General features: G+C 66.3%; 19 protein-coding genes. 11 read left to right on the top strand and 8 right to left on the bottom strand.

The genetic code is table 11. The annotated features are described in order from the left end of the window. Positions 1 to 4 precede the first annotated feature (4 nt). The 4 genes from fba to gap all read right to left on the bottom strand — a co-directional run bounded on the left by fba (position 5) and on the right by gap (position 3,878). Complete coding sequence (gene fba, locus AC3WRC_RS01935; protein WP_055803694.1) at positions 5 to 1,090, bottom strand: class II fructose-bisphosphate aldolase; 1,086 nt, start codon at positions 1,088 to 1,090, stop codon at positions 5 to 7. 143 nt (positions 1,091 to 1,233) lie between these two features. Then, the gene (locus AC3WRC_RS01940) at positions 1,234 to 2,430 is read right to left on the bottom strand and encodes a phosphoglycerate kinase (RefSeq protein WP_492302698.1); all 1,197 of its coding nucleotides are present in this window, start codon (positions 2,428 to 2,430) and stop codon (positions 1,234 to 1,236) included. Then, the gene (locus AC3WRC_RS01945) at positions 2,427 to 2,849 is read right to left on the bottom strand and encodes a hypothetical protein (protein WP_492302699.1); all 423 of its coding nucleotides are present in this window, start codon (positions 2,847 to 2,849) and stop codon (positions 2,427 to 2,429) included. Before AC3WRC_RS01945 ends, AC3WRC_RS01940 begins: the two co-directional genes overlap by 4 nt. A 21-nt stretch (positions 2,850 to 2,870) precedes the next feature. Next, entirely contained in the window at positions 2,871 to 3,878 is a 1,008-nt protein-coding gene (gene gap / locus AC3WRC_RS01950) for a type I glyceraldehyde-3-phosphate dehydrogenase (RefSeq protein ID WP_492302700.1), read from the bottom strand. A 497-nt stretch (positions 3,879 to 4,375) separates the two neighbouring features. Here gap and ilvD point away from each other — a divergent pair, with 497 nt between their 5' ends. From ilvD to AC3WRC_RS02000, 10 genes are all read left to right on the top strand, one after another. Continuing rightward, positions 4,376 to 6,115 carry a dihydroxy-acid dehydratase gene (ilvD, locus tag AC3WRC_RS01955; RefSeq protein ID WP_492302701.1) on the top strand — a complete coding sequence of 580 codons (1,740 nt, stop codon included), beginning with the start codon at positions 4,376 to 4,378 and terminating at the stop codon, positions 6,113 to 6,115. A gap of 6 nt (positions 6,116 to 6,121) precedes the next feature. Further along, a complete protein-coding gene (ilvC, locus tag AC3WRC_RS01960) occupies positions 6,122 to 7,135 on the top strand; it encodes a ketol-acid reductoisomerase (RefSeq protein ID WP_492302702.1) in 1,014 nt (337 codons plus the stop codon). A 19-nt stretch (positions 7,136 to 7,154) separates the two neighbouring features. After that, complete coding sequence (gene ilvG, locus AC3WRC_RS01965; protein ID WP_492302704.1) at positions 7,155 to 8,867, top strand: acetolactate synthase 2 catalytic subunit; 1,713 nt, start codon at positions 7,155 to 7,157, stop codon at positions 8,865 to 8,867. A gap of 1 nt (position 8,868) precedes the next feature. Further along, positions 8,869 to 9,120: an ACT domain-containing protein gene (locus AC3WRC_RS01970; RefSeq protein ID WP_039244600.1), complete on the top strand. Its 252-nt coding sequence runs from the start codon at positions 8,869 to 8,871 to the stop codon at positions 9,118 to 9,120. After that, a complete protein-coding gene (locus AC3WRC_RS01975) occupies positions 9,120 to 10,370 on the top strand; it encodes a 2-isopropylmalate synthase (protein ID WP_492302705.1) in 1,251 nt (416 codons plus the stop codon). The genes AC3WRC_RS01970 and AC3WRC_RS01975 overlap by 1 nt, the downstream gene beginning before the upstream one ends. Further along, positions 10,363 to 11,775, top strand: coding sequence for a 3-isopropylmalate dehydratase large subunit (gene leuC, locus AC3WRC_RS01980; protein ID WP_492302707.1), 1,413 nt, complete (start codon positions 10,363 to 10,365; stop codon positions 11,773 to 11,775). Before AC3WRC_RS01975 ends, leuC begins: the two co-directional genes overlap by 8 nt. Beyond that, the gene (gene leuD, locus AC3WRC_RS01985; protein WP_017505141.1) at positions 11,768 to 12,355 is read left to right on the top strand and encodes a 3-isopropylmalate dehydratase small subunit; all 588 of its coding nucleotides are present in this window, start codon (positions 11,768 to 11,770) and stop codon (positions 12,353 to 12,355) included. Before leuC ends, leuD begins: the two co-directional genes overlap by 8 nt. After that, entirely contained in the window at positions 12,352 to 13,458 is a 1,107-nt protein-coding gene (gene leuB, locus AC3WRC_RS01990; RefSeq protein WP_066552359.1) for a 3-isopropylmalate dehydrogenase, read from the top strand. The genes leuD and leuB overlap by 4 nt, the downstream gene beginning before the upstream one ends. A gap of 280 nt (positions 13,459 to 13,738) precedes the next feature. Next, positions 13,739 to 15,019, top strand: coding sequence for an ammonium transporter (locus AC3WRC_RS01995; RefSeq protein WP_088582703.1), 1,281 nt, complete (start codon positions 13,739 to 13,741; stop codon positions 15,017 to 15,019). Between the two features lie 71 nt (positions 15,020 to 15,090). Next, positions 15,091 to 15,786, top strand: coding sequence for a TorF family putative porin (locus AC3WRC_RS02000; protein WP_492302708.1), 696 nt, complete (start codon positions 15,091 to 15,093; stop codon positions 15,784 to 15,786). 59 nt (positions 15,787 to 15,845) lie between these two features. On the opposite strand, the gene AC3WRC_RS02005 is transcribed toward AC3WRC_RS02000, so the two are convergent. From AC3WRC_RS02005 to AC3WRC_RS02020, 4 genes are read right to left on the bottom strand one after another with little or no spacing between them, the layout of a single operon-like run. Next, the gene (locus tag AC3WRC_RS02005) at positions 15,846 to 18,218 is read right to left on the bottom strand and encodes a glucan 1,4-alpha-glucosidase (RefSeq protein WP_492302709.1); all 2,373 of its coding nucleotides are present in this window, start codon (positions 18,216 to 18,218) and stop codon (positions 15,846 to 15,848) included. Between the two features lie 8 nt (positions 18,219 to 18,226). Further along, positions 18,227 to 19,168, bottom strand: coding sequence for an alpha/beta hydrolase (locus AC3WRC_RS02010; RefSeq protein ID WP_492302710.1), 942 nt, complete (start codon positions 19,166 to 19,168; stop codon positions 18,227 to 18,229). Further along, positions 19,165 to 20,676: an MFS transporter gene (locus AC3WRC_RS02015; protein WP_492302711.1), complete on the bottom strand. Its 1,512-nt coding sequence runs from the start codon at positions 20,674 to 20,676 to the stop codon at positions 19,165 to 19,167. The genes AC3WRC_RS02010 and AC3WRC_RS02015 overlap by 4 nt, the downstream gene beginning before the upstream one ends. Next, positions 20,673 to 22,739, bottom strand: a complete 2,067-nt coding sequence (locus tag AC3WRC_RS02020; RefSeq protein WP_492302713.1) for a glycoside hydrolase family 97 protein — start codon at positions 22,737 to 22,739, stop codon at positions 20,673 to 20,675. Before AC3WRC_RS02020 ends, AC3WRC_RS02015 begins: the two co-directional genes overlap by 4 nt. A gap of 103 nt (positions 22,740 to 22,842) precedes the next feature. Here AC3WRC_RS02020 and AC3WRC_RS02025 point away from each other — a divergent pair, with 103 nt between their 5' ends. Further along, a complete protein-coding gene (locus AC3WRC_RS02025; RefSeq protein ID WP_271042717.1) occupies positions 22,843 to 23,856 on the top strand; it encodes a LacI family DNA-binding transcriptional regulator in 1,014 nt (337 codons plus the stop codon). The last annotated feature ends 4 nt before the right edge of the window (positions 23,857 to 23,860 follow it).

A 23,860-nucleotide genomic window follows, 5' to 3' on the forward strand; every position in this document is an offset into this window, starting at 1 on the left:
GGTGCTAGGCGGCCTTGACGGATGCGCCGCGGAAGGACGGATCCAGGTCGCCCGAGGCGTAGCGTTTGGCCATCTGGGCGGTGGAAAGCGGGCGGATCTTTGAGGCCTGACCTTCGCAGCCGAACTGCTGGTAGCGCTCCATGCAGAGCTTCTTCATCGCCTCCTTGGCGGGCTTCAGATAGTAGCGCGGGTCGAACTCGCCCGGCTTTTCCATCAGGGCCTTACGGATGGCGCCGGTGATGGCCATGCGGTTGTCGGTGTCGATGTTGACCTTGCGCACGCCGTGCTTGATGCCGCGCTGGATTTCCTCGACCGGAACGCCCCAAGTCTGGGGCATTTCGCCGCCGTACTGGTTGATGATGTCCTGCAGATCCTGCGGCACCGACGACGAGCCGTGCATGACCAGGTGGGTGTTGGGCAGGCGGCGGTGGATTTCCTCGATCACGTTCATGGCCAGAACCTCGCCGTCCGGCTGACGCGTGAACTTGTATGCGCCGTGGCTGGTGCCCATGGCGATGGCGAGGGCGTCGACCTTGGTGGCGGCGACGAAATCGACGGCCTGATCCGGGTCGGTCAGCAGTTGCGAGTGGTCCAGCTTGCCTTCGAAGCCGTGGCCGTCCTCAGCCTCGCCCATGCCGGTCTCCAGCGAACCCAGCACGCCCAGTTCGCCCTCGACCGAGACGCCGCAGGCGTGGGCCATTTCGGTGACGCGACGGGTGACGTCGACGTTGTATTCGTAGGAGGCGGGCGTCTTGGCGTCCTCCTCCAGCGAACCGTCCATCATCACCGAGGTAAAGCCGTACTGAATGGCGGTGGCGCAGGTCGCCGGGCCGTTACCGTGATCCTGGTGCATGCAGACCGGGATGTGCGGGTAGAGTTCGGCCAGGGCGTCGATCAGCTTGGCCAGAACGATATCGTTGGCGTAGTTCCGGGCGCCGCGCGAGGCCTGAATGATGACGGGGGCGTTGACCTCGTGGGCCGCCTCCATGATCGCCAGACCCTGTTCCATATTGTTGATGTTGTAGGCGGGCAGGCCGTAGTCGTTCTCTGCCGCGTGGTCGAGCAGCTGTCGCAGCGTGATGCGCGCCATGGGGTAGTCTCCTGAGCCGAATAGTCTTTTTGTTGGGCGAGAGATTAGACGCCGGACAGCGCGAAGTCACGCCGTGTTACAGTCGTTTCACCGCCAATTTCGAAGACGGGATGCAGGCGTGATCCGCCTGCAGCGCTGAGCCTTCAGGCGCGCAGGGCCTCGACGCCGGGCAGGGGTTTGCCCTCCATCCATTCCAGGAAGGCGCCGCCAGCGGTGGACACGAAGGTCAGGTCCGCCGCGACGCCGGCATGGCCGACAGCCGCGACCGTGTCGCCCCCGCCCGCCACGGCGATCAGGGCGCCGGCCTTGGTGCGCTCAGCGACGTGCTTGGCGGCCGCGACGGTGGCGGCGTCGAAGGGCGGGACTTCGAACACGCCCAGCGGGCCGTTCCAGATAAGGGTCTTGGAGTCGTCGATGGCGGCGTTCAGTCGCGCGACGGTATCGGGGCCGGCGTCCAGGATCTTGTCTTCAGTCGAGAGGGCTTCGCCTGTCTTTACGGTGCGGGCGGCGGCGCCGGGCTTGACCTCGGTCGCCACCACGACATCGACGGGCAGCAGGATGTCGCAGCCCTTCGCCTCGGCTTCCGCCAGGATTTCGCGCGCCGTGTCCGCCATATCCTTTTCGGCCAGCGAACCGCCGATATCGACGGCTTGGGCATAAAGGAAGGTGTTGGCCATGCCGCCGCCGATGGCGAGCGTATCCAGCTTGCCGACCAGGTTCTTCAGCAGGTCCAGCTTGGTCGAGACCTTGGAGCCGCCGACGATGCCGACGACCGGCTTTTGCGGATTGCCGAGCGCGGCGTCGAGCGCATCGAGTTCGCGGCGCATGGATTCGCCGGCATAGGCCGGGATGTGGTGAGCGACGCCTTCGGTCGAGGCGTGGGCGCGGTGGGCGGCCGAGAAGGCGTCGTTGACGTAGAGATCGCCGAGATCCGCCAGCTTCTGGGCGAAGACCGGATCATTGGCCTCTTCCGCCGCATGGAAGCGTACGTTTTCCAGCAGGACCACGCCGCCAGCGTCCAGGTCGCGAATGGCCTCCACGGCGTCAGGGCCGATGCAGTCGTCGGCGAAGCGGACGGGGGCACCGAGCAGCTCTTCCAGCGGCTGGACGATCGGCTTTAGGCTCATCGACGGAACGCGCTGGCCCTTGGGGCGGTCGAAATGAGCCAGCAGTGCGACCTTGGCGCCCGCGTCGCGCAGGCGCTGGATCGTAGGCAGTGCGACTCGCAGCCGAGTGTCGTCCGTGACCTTGCCGCCCTCCATCGGGACGTTGAAGTCGACGCGGACCAAAGCCGTCTTGCCGGCGAGGTTCTGGGCGTCGTCGAGAGTGCGGAATGTCATATCGGGCTGCCCCCAGAGAAGATGTGTCCGATCCAGAGCAAAGCGCCGTGGATCATCAGTTGAACTTGCAGTGCCATGACCGGGGCTGCCACTGCGATGAAATGTCGGCCGTTCTTGGCGTGATCGCGACAGGCCGCAATAGCGAGGCCTGCGAGAAGCACAGGAACCGCGAACCAAGCAAAAGCGGAGACTGAGTCAGGCCCGTTTCCAGTCACAAACGGGATGGCTGTTCCTAGGGTGAGCAATAACACGGCGGCACAGCCTCGAATAACGAATGCTCCGTCGGCCAATGACCCAAGCTTGATCTTTCGCAGTCCCAGCCAGACCAGAACGCCCCAAAAGGCTATAGCGAGCAACGACCATGGCAGCGAAAGCCATGCGAAAAACAAAAACCCCGGCAGTCCTGAGAACAGAAGCATGCCGGGGTTCTCGGTGCGATCTTACAGGAACTTCGCCATCACCAGCGCCGTGTCGCTCATGCGCGTCGCGAAGCCCCACTCGTTATCATACCAGCTCAACACGCGGGCCAGCTTGCCGTCGACGACCTGGGTCTGGGGCAGGGCGGCGGTGGAAGAGGCCGCGATGTGGTTCAGGTCGTGCGAGACCAGCGGGTCGGTCGTCGTGAACAGGACGCCCTTCATGGGGCCGTCGGCGGCGGCCTGAAGCGCCGCGTTGATCTCTTCGACCGTGACCTCGCGACCGGCGACGACCTTCAGATCGACGACCGAGACGTTCGGAGTCGGGACGCGGATCGAAGAGCCATCCAGCTTGCCCTTCAGCTCCGGCAGGACCAGGCCCAGCGCCTTGGCGGCGCCGGTCGAGGTCGGGATCATCGACAGGGCCGCGGCGCGGGCGCGGTACAGGTCCTTATGCATCGTATCCAGCGTCGGCTGGTCGCCGGTGTAGGAGTGGATGGTGGTCATATAGCCCCGCTCGATGCCGAACAGGTCGTTCAGCACCTTGGCGACCGGGGCCAGGGCGTTGGTGGTGCACGAGCCGTTCGACACGACGATGTCGTCGGCGGCCAGGGTTTCGTGGTTGACCTTGTAGACGATGGTCTTGTCGGCGTTGTCGGCGGGCGCCGAAACCAGGACGCGCTTGGCACCGGCCTTCAGGTGGGCGCTGGCCTTGTCCTTGGAGGTAAAGATGCCGGTGCATTCGAAGGCGATGTCCACCTTTAGCTCGGCGTGCGGCAGGTTGGCGGGGTCGCGCTCGGCCGTGACCCTGATCTTGCCCGTGCCGACATCGATCCAATCCTCGCCCGAGGTCACCGTGCCGGGGAAGCGGCCGTGGACCGAATCGTAACGGAACAGGTGGGCGTTGGTCTCGACCGGACCCAGATCGTTGATCGCCACCACCTCGATGTCCGTGCGGCCATGCTCGATGATCGAGCGAAGGACGAGACGGCCAATGCGGCCGAAACCATTGATGGCGACGCGAACGGTCATGGAGAGCTCCTGTGATCGGTATGACGAGCGTTATATAGGTGCGCGTCTCAATGGAGCGGTCGTTGACGGGTTTCAACCCCGCGCGCGTAACATGATGTGATGGACGGTTACGCTTCGAAAATCGCCCGTGCCAGCTTCGGGTAAGAAACACCCCGGACGCAGTCGTTTTCGATCTGTCACGCAAAATTATTGCGACAGGGGTTGTGCGGCTCCGGCGGCTATGGTTTCTTGGCGTTAGAACAGGGAGCCGCCCGTGGCCACGATGACGCGCGACATGACGAAAGGACGCCCCGCCAAGGCGGTCGCAGCCGTTCGCGCGCCTGTCGGCATGGGAAGCCCCGTATTCCTCATTACTCTCGTACTTCTCGGCCTGCTTACGCAAGCGGCGTGGATGCACGCGACCTGACCTTAGACACACTCAGGATCGCCTCGCACCACCCCGCTTCCGAAAGGAAGCGGGGTTTTTAGTGCGCGGCGGTTCGAAACGAACCGGATCGATGACGCAAAATTCTACCCCTCAGCCCAGAAAGCCCAACGCGCGCAGCGCGGCGGTGACGGCTGGCCCGAACCGGGCCGCCGCCCGCTCGTATCTGCGCGCAGCCGGCATGCAGGACGCCGACTTCGACAAGCCGATGATCGGCATCGTCAACACCTGGTCGACGGTCACGCCGTGCAACATGCACCTGGACCGACTGGCCAAGGATGTGCGCGCCGGCATCATCGCGGCAGGCGGCTATCCGGTCGATTTCAACACCATCGTCGTCACCGACGGCATCTCGATGGGCACGGCGGGCATGAAGGCCTCGCTGATCAGCCGCGAGGTTGTCGCCGACTCCATCGAGCTGGCCATCGAGGGCCACCAGCTGGACGGCGTGGTCTGCATCGTCGGCTGCGACAAGACGATCCCGGCGGCGGCCATGGCTTTGGCCCGGATGGATATCCCCGGCCTGGTCTATTACGGCGGCACCATCATGCCCGGCGTGATCGGGACGAAAGAGGTCTCGGTCCAGGAGGTGTTCGAGGCCATCGGCGCCCATTCGGCCGGCGCCTTGGACGACGAAGGTCTGAAGGCGGTCGAACAGGCCGTCTGCCCCGGCGCCGGGGCCTGCGGCGGCCAATTCACGGCCAACACCATGGCCATGGCCCTGTCGGTCATGGGCATCTCGCCCATGGGCGCCAACGACGTGCCGGCCGTCGATCCGAACAAGGCCGCCGAGGGTGAACGCTGCGGTCGGCTGATCGTCGAACGCGTCTTTTCCGGCGACACCGCCCGCAAATACATCACCCGCGCCAGCCTGAAGAACGCCGCCGTCGCCGTCTCGGCCTCGGGCGGGTCGACCAATGCGGTCATGCACCTGACGGCCATCGCGGCGGAGGCCGGCGTCGAGTTCGGCGTCGAGGACTGCCACCAGGCCTGCGTCGAGGCGCCGGTCATCTGCGATCTGAAGCCGGGCGGCCGCTTCCTGGCCTCGCACCTGTTCGCCGCCGGCGGCACCCGTCTGGTCACCCAGCGGATGGCCGAGGCCGGCAAGATCGTGAACACCCCCACCGTCACCGGCCGCAGCCTGTTCGCCGAAGCCGCCGAGGCCGAGGAGACCCCGGGCCAGGTGGTGGTGACGACGTTTGACGCCCCTGTGATGGATCGCGGCAGCTTCGCCGTCATCTATGGCGACATCGCCCCGGAAGGCGCGGTCATCAAGCTGACGGGCCACAAGGTCGACACGTTCGAAGGCCCGGCCTGCGTCTTCGACTCGGAAGAAGACGCCTTCCACGCCGTTCAGGATGGATCGGTCGGCGAAGGCGACGTGATCATCATCCGCTACGAAGGGCCCAAGGGCGGTCCGGGCATGCGCGAGATGCTGCAGGTCACCGCCGCCCTGAAGGGGCGCAAGATCGACAATGTCGCCCTGCTGACCGACGGCCGGTTCTCGGGCGCCAGCTACGGCTTCGTCGCCGGACACGTCTCGCCGGAAGCCGCCGTGGGCGGCCCGATCGCCCTCATTCGCGATGGTGACCGCATCACCATCGACGTCACCAACCGCCGCATCGACGTCAATGTCGATCTGGCGACGCGCCGGGCGGGCTTTACGCCCCACGTAGTCCGCCCGGCGCGAGGTGTCTTCGCCAAATACCGCGCCTCGGTCGCCTCGGCCGCCCAAGGCGCTGTCACCATCCCCAACCCGCCGCCGGCCCAAGTCCCGGCGTCTCACAAAACCGCTGCTGCTCAGGACGCCTGACCCACCATGGCCATCACCATCTACACCAACGAAGACATCAAGCCGGGCGCCATCGCCGGCCAGCGCATCGCCATCATCGGCTATGGCTCGCAGGGCCGCGCCCATGCGCAGAACCTGAAGGACAGCGGCCACGACGTGGTCGCCGGCGTCCGTCACGGCGGCACAGGCTGGAAACACGCCACCGCCGACGGCGTGCCGACCGCAGAGCCGGCCGAGGCCGTCAAGGGCGCCGACATCATCGCCATCCTGACGCCCGACATGGTTCAGGGCGACGTCTATCGCGACATCATTGAGCCGAACGCCAAGGAGGGCTCGGCCCTGCTGTTCGCCCACGGCTTTTCGATCATCTACGAGCGCATCACCCCGCGCGAGGACATGGACGTGATCTTGGTCGCGCCGAAAGGACCGGGCGATCTGGTCCGCCGAGAGTTCCAGCGCGGTCGAGGCGTGCCCAGCCTGTTCGCCATCGAAAAGGACGTCACCGGCAAGGCCCGCGACCGGGCGATGGGTTACGCCAAGGGCAACGGCGGCGCGACCGGCGGCCTGCTGGAAACCACCTTCCGCGAAGAGACCGAGACCGATTTGTTCGGCGAACAGGCCGTTCTGTGCGGCGGCGCCAAGGAGCTGGTCATGCAAGGGTTCAACACCCTGGTCGAGGCCGGCTACCAGCCCGAGATCGCCTATTTCGAATGCCTGCACGAGCTGAAGCTGATCGTGGATCTGTTCTACGAAGGCGGTATCTCGAAGATGCATCACTTCATCTCCGAGACGGCCAAATACGGCGCCGTCGCCAGCGGCCCGCGCGTGGTCAACGCAGAGACCAAGGCCCGCATGAGGACCATTCTGGAAGAGATCCAGGACGGCACCTTCGCGCGCAACTGGATCGCCGAGAACGAGGCCGGAAAGCCGCAATACGAGGCCTGGCTGAAGTCGGACCGCGAGAGCCAGATCGAACAGGTCGGCGCTCGTCTGCGCGAACGCATGGCCTGGCTGAACACGCCCAAGGCTGAAGCGGCCTGATCGCCGCCTGAACGACCGGATGACCCTGATGACCGCCGCCGCTTTCAAACCCTCAGCCGAGACCGCACCCCAATCGGGTGCGCGTCTGCTGGTCTCCACCCTGGAGCGGCTGGGGGTGGAGGTGGTGTTCGGCTATCCGGGCGGCGCCATCATGCCGGTCTATGACGCCCTGGCCGGCTCCAAGCTGAAACACATCCTGGTCCGCCATGAGCAGGGCGCGGCCTTCTCGGCCGACGCCTATGCCAGGAAGAGCGGCAAGGTCGGGGTCTGCATGGCGACGTCAGGCCCCGGCGCCACCAATCTGGTCACCGGCATCGCCAATGCGATGATGGACTCGGTGCCGATCGTCTGCATCACCGGCAACGTCGCCCAAGGCCTGATGGGCACTGACGCCTTTCAGGAGATCGACATCCTGGGCGTCACCCTGCCGATCGTGAAACATTCGATCCTGGTCCGCTCGGCCGCCGAAGTCCCCGCTGCGATCGAGGAAGCCTTCCATATCGCTCGGTCTGGCCGTCCCGGGCCGGTCCTGGTCGACCTGCCAAAGGACGTGCAGTTCGAGACGACCGCGGACGACTACGGTTTCTCGATTCCCAACGAGACGCCGCGCGTCGATCACGACGCCATCGCCGCCGCCGATGCCGCGATCCGGGCTGCGAAGAAGCCGCTGGTCTATATCGGCGGCGGGGTGAAGATCGCCGGCGCGACCGAGGCCCTGCGCGCCTTCGTCGCCGCGACCGGCATTCCCCAGGTCTCGACCCTGAACGCCCTGGGCACCATCCCGACCGATGCGCCCGGCATGCTGGGCATGCTGGGCATGCACGGCACGCGCGCCGCCAACCATGCAGTGCAGGACAGCGATCTGTTGATCGTCGTCGGGGCCCGGTTCGACGACCGCGCGACCGGCAAGCTGGCCGAGTTCGCGCCCAATGCCCGCATCGTCCATTTCGACATCGACGCCTCGGAAGTCGGCAAGCTGCGCAGCGCCAATGTCGCCGTCGTCGGCGAGCTGCGCGAAGGCGTTGAGGCGCTGACCGCGCGCATGCGGTCGGGCGCGGCGCTGGACATCCAGGCCTGGGCCGACGACTGCGCGCGCGCGGCCGAATCCGGCGCGCACCGCTATGACGCGCCGGGTGAGGGGGTCTATGCGCCCGCCCTGCTGAAGGAAATCTCGGAAGCGGCGGGCGATGACTTCGTTGCCGCCTGCGACGTGGGCCAGCATCAGATGTGGGCGGCCATGCACTGTCGCTTCGCCAAGCCGGAAGCCCACATCACCTCGGGCGGTCTGGGCGCGATGGGCTTTGGCCTGCCCGCCGGCATCGGGGCCAAGCTGGCCGATCCGTCCGCGACGGTCGTCACCATCGCCGGCGACGGCGGCTTCATGATGAACATCCAGGAGCTGGCGACGCTGAAGCGTTACGGCATCCCGTTGAAGATCGTGCTGATCGACAATTCCTCGCTGGGCCTGGTGCGCCAGTGGCAGGAGCTGTTCTTCGCCGAGAACTATTCCGAGATCGACCTGTCCGACAACCCGGACTTCGTGAAGGTCGCCGAAGCCTTCGGCATCGAGGCCTTCCGCATCGATCGCCGCGATCAGGTGTCCGACGGCATCCAGCGCCTGCTGGCCGCCGACGGTCCCTGCCTGGCTCATGTGGTCATCGACCCCCGAGACAACGTCTGGCCGCTGGTTCCGCCGGGCAAGAGCAATGCTGAAATGATGGAGGGCTCCTGAGATGAGCAACACGATCCACATCCAGATCGACCGTGCGGACGGTTCGCTTCAGCGTCTCATCGGCCTGGTGGAGCGCCGGGGCTTCCACATCGACGGCATGGCCCTGGCTGACGAGGGCGCCTTCCGCCGCATCGCCCTGACGGTGCGCGGCCGCGACGCGGGCCGCTGCATGGACAACCTGGGTCGCCAGATCGACCGGCTGTTCGGCGTGCGTCGCATCAGCAACGACATTATTCAATCCGAGGCCGCGTGATGATTAACCCCGAAAGCGTACGCGTATCGGGCGTATCCCGCACCGAGGAGATCGCCGCCGATCCCAACCGCGTCATCGTCTTCGACACGACGATGCGGGACGGGGAACAGGCTCCGGGCTTCTCGATGAGCGCCCAGGCCAAGGTGAAGATGGCCCAGGTTCTGCGGGACCTAGGCGTTGACGTTATCGAGGCCGGCTTCGCCGCCGCCTCGCCGGGTGACGAGGACTGCATCCGCCGCGTGGCGGGCGAGGTCGAGGGGCCTGTCTTCTGCTCCCTGTCGCGCGCCAACGAGAAGGACATCGACGCCACCTTCCGCGCCCTGGCGCCGGCGCCGAAATCCCACCGTCGCTGCCACACCTTCATCGGCACCAGCCCGATCCACCGCACCGCCAAGCTGAAGATGTCCACCAATGAGGTGTTGTCGACGGCCGTGCGGTCGGTGGAATACGCCCGCAGCCTGTTCGACGACGTAGAGTTCTCGGCCGAGGACGCCTTCCGCACCGAGCCGGAGTTTCTGGCCGATGTGCTGGAGGCCGCCGCCGACGCCGGCGCCCGAACGCTGAACGTGCCCGACACTGTCGGCTATGCGACCCCGCAAGAGGTGCGCGAAACCTATCGCGCCCTGGCCGCGCGTATCAAGAAGCGGCATCCGCACGTGATCTTCTCGGCCCACTGCCACGACGACCTGGGCATGGCGGTCGCAAACTCCCTGGCCGCCGTCGAGGGCGGCGCGCGTCAGATCGAGGGCGCGATCAACGGTATCGGCGAACGTGCCGGCAACTGCTCGATCGAAGAGGTCATCATGGCGCTGAAGGTCCGCGAGGACCGCTATGGCGTCACGACCGGCGCCGACAGCCGTCATCTGGTGCGCGCCTCCAAGATCCTGTGCGAGATCACCGAAACGGTCATCGCCCGAAACAAGTCGGTGGTGGGCATCAACGCCTTCGCCCATGAGGCGGGAATCCACCAGCACGGCATGCTGGCCGACAGCCGCACCTATGAGATCATGCGGCCCCAGGATGTGGGCTTCGAGGGCAGCTGGTTCGTGTTGGGCAAGCATTCGGGCCGTCACGCCATCGCCAAGCGCGCCGAAACGATCGGCCGTCCCATCGAGGGCGAGCGCCTGGCGGCGGTGGTCGCCGGCTTCAAATCGCGCGCCGATCAGATCGGCGAGATCAACGACGCTGAACTGATCGCCATCATCGACCGGGTCGATGGCGTGTCCGAGATCGTGGCCCAATATGCCTGATTCCAAGACTCTGTTCGACAAGGTGTGGGACGCCCACGTCGTGCGGTCGGAAACGGCCGATACGCCGGGGGTGCTGTATATCGACCTGCATCTGGTCCACGAAGTCACCAGCCCACAGGCCTTCAGCGAGATCGAGGCGCGCGGTCTGAAGGTGCGGCGTCCGGACCGGACCTATGCGACCCTGGACCATTCGACGCCGACGCTGCCGGCGGGGCTGAATGGTCTGAAACCCTATGTCACGGCCCAGGCCGAGGCTCAGGTCCATACGCTGGAGCGCAACTGCGCCGCCCACGGCGTGCCGCTGGCGGGATGGGATTCGAACGATCGCGGCGTGGTCCATGTCATGGGGCCGGAGCTGGGCCTGACCCAGCCGGGCATGACGGTGGTCTGCGGCGACAGTCATACCGCCACCCATGGCGCCTTCGGCACCCTGGCCTTCGGCATCGGCACGTCCGAGGTCGGCCATGTGCTGGCGACCCAATGCCTGTTGCAGCGCAAGGCCAAGGCCATGCGGGTGACGCTGGAGGGAAAGTTGCAGCCCGGCGTCTCGGGCAAGGATGTCGCCCTGGCCGTCATCGCCGCCATCGGTTTCGGCGGCGGCACCGGCTATGTCATCGAATACGCGGGCGAGGCGGTGCGGTCGCTGGACATGGAAGGGCGGATGACCCTGTGCAACATGTCCATAGAAGCCGGGGCGCGGGCCGGCATGATCGCCCCGGACCGGACGACCATCGACTGGCTGCGCGGTCGCAAGCACGTGCCCGCTGACTATGAGGCGGCAGCGGCCGAATGGCTGAAACTGGCGACGGATGCAGGCGCGGTCTTCGATAAGGAAGTGACCATCGACGGCGCCGCCATCCGGCCGATGGCGACCTGGGGTACGACCCCGGATGCGGGCGGGCCGATCGGCTCGCCTGTGCCGCAACCCCAGTCAGACTCAGACCGCAAGGCCATCGCCTATATGGGTTTCACCGCCGGGGAGGCGACGACCGACCAGCCGGTGGATGTCGTCTTCATCGGCTCCTGCACCAACGGGCGCCTGCCCGATCTCCGCGCCGCCGCCGAGGTGCTGCGTGGCCGCAAGGTCAAACCGGGCCTGCGCATGCTGGTGGTGCCGGGGTCCGAGGCCGTGCGTCGCGACGCCGAGGCCGAAGGCCTGGATCAGGTCTTCATCGCCGCCGGGGCCGAATGGCGCATTCCCGGCTGCTCGATGTGCATCGCCATGAACGGTGACTTCGTCGCGCCGGGCCAACTGGCCGTATCCACGTCGAACCGCAACTTCGAAGGGCGTCAAGGCAAGGACGCCCGCACCATCCTGGCCAGTCCAGCGACGGCGGCGGCGACGGCGGTCGCTGGCGTGCTGACCGATCCGCGCGTCTTTCTGAAGGAGGTCGAGCATGTCTGAACCCTTCCAGGTGCTGACCTCCAAGACCGTGACCCTGAGCCAAGCCAATATCGACACCGACCAGATCATTCCGGCGCGCTTTCTGACCACGACCACGCGAGAAGGGCTGGGCAAGGCCGCCTTCTATGACTGGCGTTACGAAGACGACGGCTCGGAAAAACCCGAGGCCATTCTGAATCGCATCGATCCGGCCGAGCATCGCATCCTGCTGGCGGGCCGGAACTTCGCCTGCGGTTCGTCGCGCGAACATGCGCCCTGGGCCCTGCTGGACTATGGGTTCCGGGCGGTGATCTCGACCGAGATCGCTGACATTTTTACATCGAATGCGCTGAAAAACGGCCTGCTGCCCATCGTTGTCAGCCAGGCGGTTTGGGACGATCTGGCGTCGCAGCCGGACCAGCCGGTCACGATCGACCTCCAGGCCAATCAGATCCAGCGCGGCAATGCCGAACCCGTGCCGTTCGGGGTCGAATCCTTCGCCCGTCAATGCCTGCTGGACGGGGTGGACACCCTGGGCTGGCTGCAATCAAACATGCCTGAAATCGAAGCCTACGAGCGATCGAAAGAGACCGTAAGATGAGCACCGCCGCCACCAAGACCTACAACATCGTCCTGCTGCCCGGTGACGGCGTCGGACCGGAGGTCACGCGGGCCGCGCGAGACGTCCTGCGGGTCATCGGCGACTTCTATGGTCACCATTTCGAGTTCTCCGAACACCTGATCGGTGGCGCGGCCATCGACGAAACGGGCGAACCCTTGCCTGAGGCGACCCGCGCCGCCTGCGTCGCTTCCGACGCGGTGCTGTTGGGCGCGGTCGGCGGGCCGAAATGGGATGGCGGCAAGGCGCGTCCGGAACAGGGGCTGTTGGCGATCCGCAAGGCGATGGGCCTGTTCGCCAATCTGCGGCCGTTGCAGGTGTCGCCGGTGCTGGCGCATCGCTCGCCGCTGAAGAAGGAGATCGTCGAGGGCGTCGATCTGATCGTCTTCCGCGAACTGACCGGCGGCGTCTATTTCGGTGAGAAGACCCGCACCGCCGATCGCGCCACCGACCTGTGCGAATACACCGTGCCGGAGATCGAGCGGGTGACCCGCGCCGCCTTCCAGACCGCCCAACAGCGTCGCGGTAAGGTGACCTCGGTCGACAAGGCCAATGTCATGGAGACCAGCCGACTGTGGCGCGAGGTCGTGACCCGCATCCATGCTGAGGAATTCCCAGACATCACCCTGGAGCACGCCCTGGTAGACTCCATGGCCATGCACCTGATCCGCAAGCCGCGCGAATACGACGTCATCCTGACCGAAAACATGTTCGGTGACATCCTGTCGGACGAGATTTCTGTGCTGGGCGGCTCCATCGGCCTGTTGCCGTCGGCGTCGCTGGGCGCGGGCGGGCCGGGCCTGTTCGAGCCGATCCACGGCTCGGCGCCGGACATCGCCGGTCAGGATCTGGCCAATCCGGTCGGCACCATCCTGTCGGCGGCCCTGCTGCTGCGTCACAGCCTGAAGCTGGAGGACGAGGCCGATTCCATCGAGGCCGCCGTCGCCGCCGTCCTGGCGGCCGGCGCCGTGACGGCTGACCTGGGCGGCGCGCTGGGCACGCGTGCGGCGACCGAAGCCGTCATCGACGCCATCCGCGCCATCCATTGGGCGGCGGCGCACCGGGTGCAAATGCACTGGGCCTGACGGCTTAAACTGAAGCTGAAAATCCTGCCGCTCAGCTTGGCTTTTTCGGCATAAAGAATCTGGTATCGGGCCGCAGGATCGCAAGATCGTGCGGCCCTGTTCTTTTTCTCCATGACCGTTGCAAGAAAGTTGCGCCGTTCACGGTCTAGCCCCTTGCGCCTATCGCAAATGCGGTAAAATCTTCGCAACTGCGAGATTGCATAGGGGGTACTAGCTCATGTCGCAGACCACGAAACGACTTACGGGAGCGGCTGCGCTCCTACTTCCCACACTCTGCCTGATGGCTGCCGGCGCGGCGAATGCGCAGGACGCCGCGCCCGCCTTGCTCGGCCACCAAGCCGCGCTTGAGCTGGACAGCGCCGGCGCCTCATGGCTCGGCACCTCGACCGCCCTGGTTCTGCTGATGACCCTCCCCGGTCTGGCGCTGTTCTATGGCGGCATGGTGCGCAAGAAGAACGTCATCGCCACCATCACCCAGTCCGTTGGCGTCTTCGCCGTGGTGTCGCTGGTATGGTTCATCGCCGGCTACAGCCTGGCCTTCGGCAAGAACGAGAGCGCGGGCCTTCAGCCCTTCATCGGCAGCCTGGACATGCTGTTCCTGAACGGCGTGTCGCTGAAGACGGCCAACGCTCTGCTGCCGGGCATTCCCGAGTTCCTGTTCATCTCCTTCCAGATGACCTTCGCCATCATCACCCCGGCGCTAATCACCGGCGCCTTCGCCGAACGGTTCAAATATTCTGCGCTATTGCTGTTCACCGCCCTGTGGTCGCTGCTGGTTTATGCGCCGATCTGCCACTGGGTCTGGGGCGGCGGTTTCCTGGGTTCGGCGGGCGTGCTGGACTTCGCGGGCGGCGCCGTCGTTCACGTCAACTCGGGCGTCGCGGGCCTGGTCTGCGCCATCTTCCTGGGTCGCCGTAAGGGTTACGGCACCGAGGTCATCACCGCCCACAACCCTGTCCTGACCATGATCGGCGCCTCGCTGCTGCTGGTCGGCTGGATCGGCTTCAACGCCGGCTCGGCGGGTGCCGCCAACGACCTGATGGGCGTTGCGCTGCTGAACACCATCCTGGCCGCCGCCGCCGCCGCCCTGACCTGGAAGGTCGTCGAATATATCGAGAAGAAAAAGGTCTCGCTGATCGGCATGCTGTCGGGCGTCGTCGCCGGTCTGGTCGCCATCACCCCGGCGGCCGGCTTCGTCGACCCCAAGGGCGCGGTCATCATCGGCCTGATCGCCGGCCCGGCCTGCTACGCCTCGTCGGTGTGGATCAAGAAGCTGCTGCGCTACGACGACAGCCTGGACGCCTTCGGCATCCACGGCGCGGGCGGCCTGATCGGCGCCCTGCTGACCGGCGTGTTCGCCACGACCGCGATCAACAGCCTGTCGGAAGGCGCCAACGTCGGCGCCCAGGCCCTAGGCCTGCTGTGGACCATCGTCTACAGCGCCGTCGGCACCCTGATCATCCTGTTCATCTGCAAGTTCACCACGGGCCTGCGCGTGAGCGAGGCGGAAGAAGCCGCTGGTCTGGACACCTCGCTGCATGGCGAGGCGCTGGAACACTGATGGAGATCGGGCGCGGCTCCCAAACCCGCGCCCGGCCTCGACCTCGAACAACGACAACAAGGGGATAGACTATGAAAAAGACCATCATCCGCGCGGCCGCCGCCGCCACGCTCGCCGCAGGACTGATCGGCCTCGCCGCGCCGGCCTCGGCCCAGAGCACCGTCGATGTCGCCTGGAACGTGGGCGCCGTCAGCGACTATGTCTTCCGCGGCTTCAGCCAGACCAGTGAAGATCCCGCCATTCAGGGCGGCGTCGATCTGACCTCGGGCAGTTTCTACGCCGGGGCCTGGGCCTCCAACGTCGACTTCGGCGACGACACCGATGCGGAAGTCGACCTGTACGGCGGCTATCGCACCGAGGCGGGTGGTTTCGCGCTCGACTTCGGCGCGATCGGCTATCTGTATGTCGGGGAGCCGGACGGCGCGGACTATAACTACGCCGAGTTCAAGGCTGCGGCCTCGCGCGCGGTCGGTCCCGCCACGTTTGGCGCGGCCGTCTATTACTCGCCCGACTTCTTCGGTGCGGACAAGGAGGCGACCTATGCCGAGGTCAGCGCCGCCTTCTCGCCGGCGCCCAAGTGGACGGTGTCGGGCGCGCTCGGCAAGCAATGGCTCGACGTCAGCGACGACTATACCACTTGGAACGTCGGCGTCGGCTATGCCCTGACCGACAAGGTGGGCGTCGATGTCCGCTATCACGACACCGATGTGGACGGCGTGCCCGGCGCCGAAGATCGGATCGTCGGGGCTGTGAAGCTCACCTTCTGAGCCACGTCAGTGTGAAATGAGAACGGCCCCGGAGAGCGATCTCCGGGGCCGTTTTCGTATCAGCGAGCGTAGCGGTCGTGGACGGGGTCGTAGCTGTCCCAGACCTTGCCGTCGGCCAGTGACCGCAGCAGCTTCAGATATTCCGCGTGGGTCCAGGCAAGGGGGGTGGCCGAATCCGTATTCTGACCCACGGCGTAATCCTTGGCCGTCGGGTTTCCGACGCCGTCCCACACCTGTTCGGCCAGCATCAGTCCGCCGTTGGCGAACCGCTCCATGCCGCGCACATAGGTCTGGCGGATGGCGGCGATGTCGGCGGCCGAGGGGGCGCCGTTCACGCTGACGCGGGCGAGCTCATAGTGACCGCGCTCGCCCGTGAAGAAGGGCCAGACCCGACCGCGCTGGCCAGGGCTCATTTCCCCGCCGACGCCATAGTTGGCGCCCGTCAGATGGTCCTCGCCATAGCCATCGACGCCATAACGGCGCCAGCCCGGCGTCTTGTCGCCCTCGGGACCGAAGTCGTAGCGGACGCGATACAGCGGTTCCAAGGACTGATCGTCATAGACGGGCAGGGTTGCCAGGATGTGCGGATCGTCGGCCTTGCGAACCCCATAGCGCACCAGTTCCAGGAAGCCGCCGTCAACGACGCGGTCTTCGGCCGGAGCGATCTGGCCGTTGGCGGTGCCGATCGGGGCCTTGTCGTTCGGGTTCTCGTTTTGCGTGATGCGGATGAAGTAGCGACCGTCGCCGAAGTCGCCGTTGGTGGTGAACATTCGGTCTTCGATCTTGGACGCATAGCTGTCGGCCGCGATCTGGTAGCGCGTCGCGTCGGCGGCGTCGCCTGAGGCGCGCGCCATTTCGGCGGCGACCGTCAGGCCCGCGACCACGGCGGCGGTCGAGGACGGCGAATAGCCTTGCTGCTCCTCCCAACGTTCCTGCTGGGTGAAGGGCGGCTTGATCTCCGCGTCGTTCCACATCAGCCCGATCTTGCCGCCGTCGACCAGGAAGTCGGCCGCCGGCTTCAGCATGGACCGATAGTGTTCGGTCATCTGGGCGTCGGACAGCCAGCCCATCTTCCACAGACGATAGCCCAGCATGATCGGCATGGCCGTCTGGTCCAGCTGGACCGCAACCCATTCCAGTTCGCCGTCCACGTGCGTCTTCTGCAAGAACCAGCCGCCGACGCCGGTGTTGCCCGGCGTGTTAGGGCCGACCTGGACCTGGGGCAGATAGTTGAAGGCCGCCAGCGGTGTCTCCTTGTCGCCCAGCGCCGCCAGAGCCATCGCCACCTGATAGAAGTCACGCGGCCAGACGGCCTTGTAGCCGGTCGAGGACTTCGACGCGTCCACCGTGTCTCCCCACGGGTTCGACAGTGACGCGATCAGGGCGCCGGCGTGGGTGCGATCCTCCTGCACCTTCAGCATCAGGGCCGAGGCGTAGGCCAGCTTGCCGCCGTCGGTCGCCTGCTCGGCGATGCGCGGCAGCTCGGTGAGAGAACCGACATAATCCTCCCAACCCACGCGCTCGCCCTCGCCGTTGAAGCGGGCCAGCACTTCGTCCAGACCGGTCGAGAACGAACCGTCCGCGGCGGCGCGCGCCTCAGCCTCGCTTGCGCCGAAGCCGATGACGAAGTCGCGCGTGATCCGGCTGCTTTGGCGCAGGCGCGGCAGGGCCCCGGTCATCATCGTGTTGCCGGCCTGATCGCCGGTGGAGGCGTAGGTCCAGTCCAGCTTGCCGTCCTTTAGATCCGTCAAACCGTCCGAAGCGCCGACGAAGCCGACGCTGGCCTTTTCGAAGGCCTCGCTGGGCTTCAGGAACAGGTGGGTGTCGCCCTCCCAGGCATGGAAACCGTCGCGCGTCGCCGCGCCCCGATCGTCGACGCCGGTGTTGGCGATGTGCGGCTCCAGCATCAGATAGGGCGTCACATCGCCTTTCAGCGCCGTGATGGTGACGCGCAACACCAGGGCGTTGCGGTCGGGATCGCTGAAGATCTGCTTTTCGATCTCAAAGCGGCCGTTCTTGTCCTGCGTCGTGACGCGATAAGCCGGCGAGAGCGGACGCCCCTGGGCGTCGACGTGCAGATATTCGGTGCGGCTGGTTGTGTCGTCGCCTTCGACGACCAGACCGTCCTGGGTCACGCCGGCGAAGCGCAGCGCCTTGATCTGGGCCTCATGGATCAGGCCGTACATGGTCTCGGTCAGGACGCCGTCGGCGATGGAATACCAGACCTTGGACACTGCGCCGGTCGGGCCGCCGTCGCGATACTGGCCGTCGACATAGGCCTCGTAAGAGGCTCCCGCGCCGGTCTTGGCCGCGCTGGACCAGACGGGCGGGGCGCCGGGCGCGCCGGGGGCGACGCCCGATTGGGCGCTTGCGACGGAAGCGAGGGCCAGGCCGGCGGCGCCGGCGAGGCAGAAGGTACGGAAGTGACGCATTGTGGTCCTCACGGGTTGCGCGTGGGGGCGGGGGAAAGAAGGAAGGTCAAAGGCACGTCCAGGCGCTGGTTCCAAGACGCTTCATTGTGCTGGGCGCCGGAGAAAACCAGGCTGCGGAAGTCACCGGGGCCATAGCCTCGACGGCGGAAGCTCTGATCTACCTGGGTCTGGAAGACGGCGTAGAACTGATCCAGCGTCTCGTCGCCCCGGTCGAAATAGAAGCGGTGGTCGCCCGGCGCGGGCAGGCCGCGTTCGATCACGCCGGTCCAGGCCGCGACCAGGCGTTCGCGCCAGGCGTCCAGCGCCGCGCCGGGCTCAAGCCCTTCGACCTTCAGCGGCCAATGGGTGGACAGACAGGCGGCGGCGGAAAAGACCTGCGGCTGTTTTATCACCGCATACATCGAGATGAGGCCGCCCATGCTGGAGCCGGCGATCATCGTGTCCTGCGGGCCAGTCAGGGTGCGGTAGGCGCCGTCGATGAAGGGCTTCAACTCCTCGACCAGGAACCGCAGATAGCCGTCGGACAAGGACGGGCCGCCGTAAATGGCCTGGACCTCGTCGCGCATGTCGGCGGGCAGGGCGGCGATCAGGTCGGCGGGGACATATTCCCTCAGCCGCAGGTCGGTGTTCCAGATCCCCACCACGATCGGCGTCCGCACCTGACCGCTTTCGATCAGCCGCGTCAGATGCTCGTCCACGCCCCATTCGCCGAAGTTGGCCGTGGCCGGATCGAACAGGTTCTGGCCGTCGTGCATGTAGAGAACAGGCCAGGCGGCGTCGGACGCCTCATATCCGGGCGGCAGCCAGACCGAGACGTTGCGCGCCTTCACATGGGCCGACGCGACCGCCTCATGCAGCACCAGCCGCCCGCCCGCGAGGGCGCCCTCAGCACGCGCCGCGCTGGAGAAGGGCAGGGCGGCTATGAGGGCCAGAAGACCCCGACGGTTCATCCGCGATGCTCCTTGACCATCAGCGCGCTGGCGGCGGCCAGGACGAAGGAGACGGCGCCCAGCACCAGAGCCCAGATTGCCTGGCCATCGAACAGGGTCTTCAGGATCAGGCCCAGAACCGTGGCGGCCAGCAGCTGGGGCACGACGATGAAGATGTTGAAGACGCCCATATAGACGCCCATCTTTCGGTCCGGCACCGCCGCCGACAGGATGGCGTAGGGCATGGAGACGATCGACGCCCAGGCGAAGCCGACGCCGATCATCGGCAGCCACAAGAGGCCCGGCTCGCGGATGGCGAAGACGCCCAACAGGCCGGCTGCGCCAAGCAGCAGCATCAGCGCGTGGGTCGCCTTTCGTCCGATCCGTTTGGCGATGACCGGCAGGGTGAAGGCCGCCAGGGCCGCCACGCCGTTATAGACCCCGAACAGAACCCCCACCCAGTCCGCGCCCGTCGCGTAGGCGGCCGAGGTGGTGTCGGTGGCGCCGTAATGGACGCGGGTCACGGCCGCGGTGGTGTAGATCCACATGGCGAACAGGGCGAACCAGCTGAAGAACTGAACGACAGCCAGGCCGCGCATCGTCTCGGGCATGCGGAAGATGTCGTTCAGGATTTCGGTCGCGGCGTTGGTGATGCGGCGTCGCTGCATCATGCCCACGGCGATCTGGAGCAGGCCGAACCCGGCGAAGAAGCCGGCCAGGATCAGCAGCTCCTTCTCCAGATCGAGCGCGCCGATCAGCACGAAACCCAGCCCGCCGAGGACGGTGCAGACCAGGCCCGAAGTCATCCAGCCCTGGACGCTGCGAGCCGGCGCTTCGGCCTCGACGGGCGCGCTCGGCGCGTCGTCTCGGGCGCGTTCGAAGGCTGCGATCTGTTCGGGGCTATATTCCTTGGTGGACAGCACCGTCCACAGCACGGCCGAGAACAGGCCGGCGGCGCCGACGTAGAAGGCGATCTTGACCGACAGGGGCACCACGCCCGCCTCGGCGGTCGAGGCGATATCGAAGACGTTGGACAACAGCCACGGCAGGACCGAGGCGAAGACCGCGCCAGCGCCGATGAAGAAGCTCTGCATCGCATAGCCGGCGGTGCGCTGCTCCTCCGGCAGGTTATCGCCGACGAAGGCGCGGAACGGCTCCATGGTGATGTTGATCGAGGCGTCCATGATCCACAGCATGGCCGCGGCGAACCACAGGCTGGGGCTGTTGGGCATAGCGATCAAGGCCAGGGTGGTGGCGATGGCCCCGACCAGGAAATAGGGTCGCCGCCGGCCGAACCGGGTCCAGGTCTTGTCGCTGAAATGGCCGATGATCGGCTGGACCAGCAGACCCGTCAGCGGCGCGGCGATCCACAGGATCGCCAGGCTGTCGACCTCGGCGCCCAGCGTCTGGAAGATACGGCTGGTGTTGGCGTTCTGCAGGCCAAAGCCGATCTGGATGCCGAAGAAGCCGACGCACATGTTCCAGATCGCCAGGCCGGACAGGCGCGGGCGGTGCGAGAGCAGAGTCATCCGCGTCGCGCCCGGCCGACCGGCACGAACCGGATGGCCTGACCGCCGCCGGGGGCCAGCGCCAGGGTCAGCACGTCCGCAGAAGTCACCTCGCGCTGCTCGATGACGATGTCCTCGCGCTTGCTGCGATAGTCGGCGTCCGGCCCGTCGCGATAGATTTCGGCCCGATATCGACGGCCGGCGTCCAGGAAGTCGAGCGGGGCCTTCAGCACGCGCGGATGCTCGTCGGTGACGGCGCCCAGCGCCCAGACGTCCGTGCCGCGCTGCTTGCGAACCGTGACGACATAGTCGCCCATGGCGGCGTCCAGCGTGCGGCTCTCGCTCCAGTCGACCGGCACATCTTTGATGAACTGGAACGGGCCGGGGTTGGCCTCGTAGTTGACCAGCAGGTCCGCCGCCATCTGGATCGGGCTGTAGATCACGACATAAAGCGCCAGTTGTTTGGCCCAGGTCGTCTGCACGCCGCCGGGGCTGCGCGTCTCCATGCCGAAGATGCCGGGCGTATAGTCCATGGGCCCGGCCAAGAGGCGGGTGAAGACCAGGTTCGGCTCATGCTCGGGCGGATTACCGGGATTGCCCCAGGCCGAATATTCCATCCCGCGCTGGCCCTCGCGGCTGATGATGTTCGGATAGGTGCGGCGAAGGCCGGTGTCCTTGAACGGCTCGTGAGCGTTGACGGCGACCTTGTGGCGATAGCCGGCCTCGACCACGCGCATGTGGTGCTGAGCCATCGCCTGGCTCTCGTGCCAGGCCATGACCATCTGTCCATCCGGCCCGGCGACGCGGGCGCCTTGCGCGTCGGCGACATAGCCGGTCTTCACCGAATGGACGCCGAGGCGTTCATACAGGGCCATGGCCGGTTCGAGCTGCTGCTCATAGTGGAAGGCGTTGCCGCCGGTCTCGTGGTGGCCGATCAGTTGCACGTCCTTTGACCGCGCGTGGGCGCAGACCGCTTCAATATCGAAGTCGGGATAGGCCTCGGTGAAGCTGAAGTCCGCGCCGTTGGCGAACCACTGGCCGTCCCAGCCCTTGTTCCAGCCCTCGACCAACACCCCGCCCAGGCCGTGCTTGGCGGCGAAGTCGATGTGTTTGATCGCATTCTCGGTCGTGGCGCCGTGCTTGGGCCCGGAGTTCCAGCTCTTCAGCTCCAGGTGCATCTCCCACCAGACGCCGACGTATTTCATCGGCTTGAACCAACTGACGTCGCCCAGCTTGTTGGGTTCGTTCAGGTTCAGGATCAGGCTGGAATCCAGCAGGCCCGCGGCGCTGTCGGAGACTTGCAGGGTCCGCCAGGGCGTGTTGAACGGCGCCTCGCGCACCACCGCCGCATTGGTCAGGCCCGGCGTCAGCTGAGCGCGGAACTTCGTTTCCTCCGACCGGCGCAGGTTCATCCCTGCGTAGTCGATGCAGGCGGCCTCGTGGATGGAGACGTGCAGGCCCGACTGGCCCCGAACCGTCATCGGCGTCTGGGCGCTGCCGACCGCATCGATGGGCGTGCGGCTATAGAGATATTCCTCGCGGTTCCATTCCCAGGCCGGGCACCACAGAGCCTCGCCGTTTTCGGCCAGATTGAACTCGGTGATTTCCGATCCGATGCGGACGGTGGTCAGGCCGGCCTGCTGCGGGAACTCATAGCGGAAGCCCAGACCGTCGTCGTACAGGCGGAAGACCACGTCCACGCGGCGTCGCAGGCCGCCGGTCTCGGCATAGGCGACACGCCATTCGTTGTAGTGGTTGCGGATGAACTGCCGCTCGCCCCACGGCTGCTCCCAGGTGTCGTCGACCGTGACCGGCTGCCCTGCGGTCAGGGTCAAGCCGCGCTCGATGGCCGGCGCGTCGGTCAGGAGGAAGCCCAGCTTGGACGGCGCCACCACGACCCGGCCCTGACGCAGCACCGAATACATCGGCCGTCCGTCGTTGTCGGTGAAAGCCTCGACCGTCAGCACGCCGCCGGGCGAGGACGCCCGGGCATGGTTCGGCGCGGTCTGGGCGCGCGCGCCCGTCGCTCCCAGAGCCAGGATCGACACGCCGCCAAGGGCCAGGAAGGATCTGCGCTGCATCATGGGAACTCCGTTACGCCGCCTCTTGCCAACCGCCGCGAACGGTGGCTGAAATATTTGCAGAAAATTTTGCAGCTTCACCATGCTGCTGTGAGGACCCGCGACCTTGAGCCGCAAGACAACCCGTCTGGAAGACATTGCTCGCCTGGCCGGCGTGTCCATCGCCACCGCCTCGCGCGCCCTGAACGACAGCCCCGCCGTCAACGATCGCACCAAACAGACGATCTGGAAGCTGGCCAAGGAACACGACTATCCGTTCCGCCGCCACATGCCCGCCGGCCCCATCGGCGCCCAGGGCACGATCGCCCTGGTGGTGCCGCGTCCGCAGGGGCGCGAAGGGCGCCTCAGCGACCCCTTCTTCCTGGAGCTTCTGGCTGGGGTTGGCGAGGCGGCGCGCGAACGCGGCTGCGACCTGCTGATGAGCCATATCTCGCCCGCCAACTATGACGAGCTGTCGGGCGCGCTGAACACAAGCCGCGCGGACGGGGTGATCTTCCTGGGGCAATCCAGCCTGCATTCGGCCTTCAACCGGTTGGTGGACGCCGACCATCGCTTCGTCGTCTGGGGCGCCGAACTGCCGGATCAGGACTATTGCTCCATCGGCTCGGACAATATCTCGGGCGGACGCCGCGCGACGTTGCATCTGGCGCGACTGGGGCGAAAGCGCATCGTCTTCCTGGGCGATCTGGATCCGCCCGAGGCCATGCAGCGGCATCGCGGCTATCTGGACGCCATGAGCCAGAGCGGACTGGACGTGGACGCCGACCTGATCGTGCCTGCGCATTTCGAGGTCGAATCCGCCGAGGCCGCCGTGGACGCCCTGATCCGACGCGGGCTGGATTTCGATGGGGTCGTAGCTGCGTCCGACCAGATCGCGCTCGGCGCCGTGCGTGCCCTGTTGCACGCCGGCGTCGAGGTGCCGGGCCAGGTCTCGGTCATCGGTTTCGACAATGTGCCGTTCAGCCGCTACTCGCGCCCGGCGCTCAGCACCATCGCCCAGGACACGATGAAGGCCGGCCGGTTGATGGTGTCCAAACTGCTGGATCACGGCGGCGCCGCAGCAGGCCGTTCCGAGCGCGTTCCGACCGAGCTGATCGTTCGCGAGACCTGCGGCGGCTGAACCC

The organism is Brevundimonas sp. EU05-FHT14B07 (genome assembly GCF_058790795.1).

Bases quoted from the DNA above. Each gene is read 5' to 3' on its own strand.
- fba (WP_055803694.1), bottom strand. From the start codon at position 1,090: ATGGCGCGCATCACGCTGCGACAGCTGCTCGACCACGCGGCAGAGAAC.
- AC3WRC_RS01940 (WP_492302698.1), bottom strand. From the start codon at position 2,430: ATGACATTCCGCACTCTCGACGACGCCCAGAACCTCGCCGGCAAGACG.
- AC3WRC_RS01945 (WP_492302699.1), bottom strand. From the start codon at position 2,849: ATGCTTCTGTTCTCAGGACTGCCGGGGTTTTTGTTTTTCGCATGGCTT.
- gap (WP_492302700.1), bottom strand. From the start codon at position 3,878: ATGACCGTTCGCGTCGCCATCAATGGTTTCGGCCGCATTGGCCGTCTC.
- ilvD (WP_492302701.1), top strand. From the start codon at position 4,376: ATGACGCAAAATTCTACCCCTCAGCCCAGAAAGCCCAACGCGCGCAGC.
- ilvC (WP_492302702.1), top strand. From the start codon at position 6,122: ATGGCCATCACCATCTACACCAACGAAGACATCAAGCCGGGCGCCATC.
- ilvG (WP_492302704.1), top strand. From the start codon at position 7,155: ATGACCCTGATGACCGCCGCCGCTTTCAAACCCTCAGCCGAGACCGCA.
- AC3WRC_RS01970 (WP_039244600.1), top strand. From the start codon at position 8,869: ATGAGCAACACGATCCACATCCAGATCGACCGTGCGGACGGTTCGCTT.
- AC3WRC_RS01975 (WP_492302705.1), top strand. From the start codon at position 9,120: ATGATTAACCCCGAAAGCGTACGCGTATCGGGCGTATCCCGCACCGAG.
- leuC (WP_492302707.1), top strand. From the start codon at position 10,363: ATGCCTGATTCCAAGACTCTGTTCGACAAGGTGTGGGACGCCCACGTC.
- leuD (WP_017505141.1), top strand. From the start codon at position 11,768: ATGTCTGAACCCTTCCAGGTGCTGACCTCCAAGACCGTGACCCTGAGC.
- leuB (WP_066552359.1), top strand. From the start codon at position 12,352: ATGAGCACCGCCGCCACCAAGACCTACAACATCGTCCTGCTGCCCGGT.
- AC3WRC_RS01995 (WP_088582703.1), top strand. From the start codon at position 13,739: ATGGCTGCCGGCGCGGCGAATGCGCAGGACGCCGCGCCCGCCTTGCTC.
- AC3WRC_RS02000 (WP_492302708.1), top strand. From the start codon at position 15,091: ATGAAAAAGACCATCATCCGCGCGGCCGCCGCCGCCACGCTCGCCGCA.
- AC3WRC_RS02005 (WP_492302709.1), bottom strand. From the start codon at position 18,218: ATGCGTCACTTCCGTACCTTCTGCCTCGCCGGCGCCGCCGGCCTGGCC.
- AC3WRC_RS02010 (WP_492302710.1), bottom strand. From the start codon at position 19,168: ATGAACCGTCGGGGTCTTCTGGCCCTCATAGCCGCCCTGCCCTTCTCC.
- AC3WRC_RS02015 (WP_492302711.1), bottom strand. From the start codon at position 20,676: ATGACTCTGCTCTCGCACCGCCCGCGCCTGTCCGGCCTGGCGATCTGG.
- AC3WRC_RS02020 (WP_492302713.1), bottom strand. From the start codon at position 22,739: ATGATGCAGCGCAGATCCTTCCTGGCCCTTGGCGGCGTGTCGATCCTG.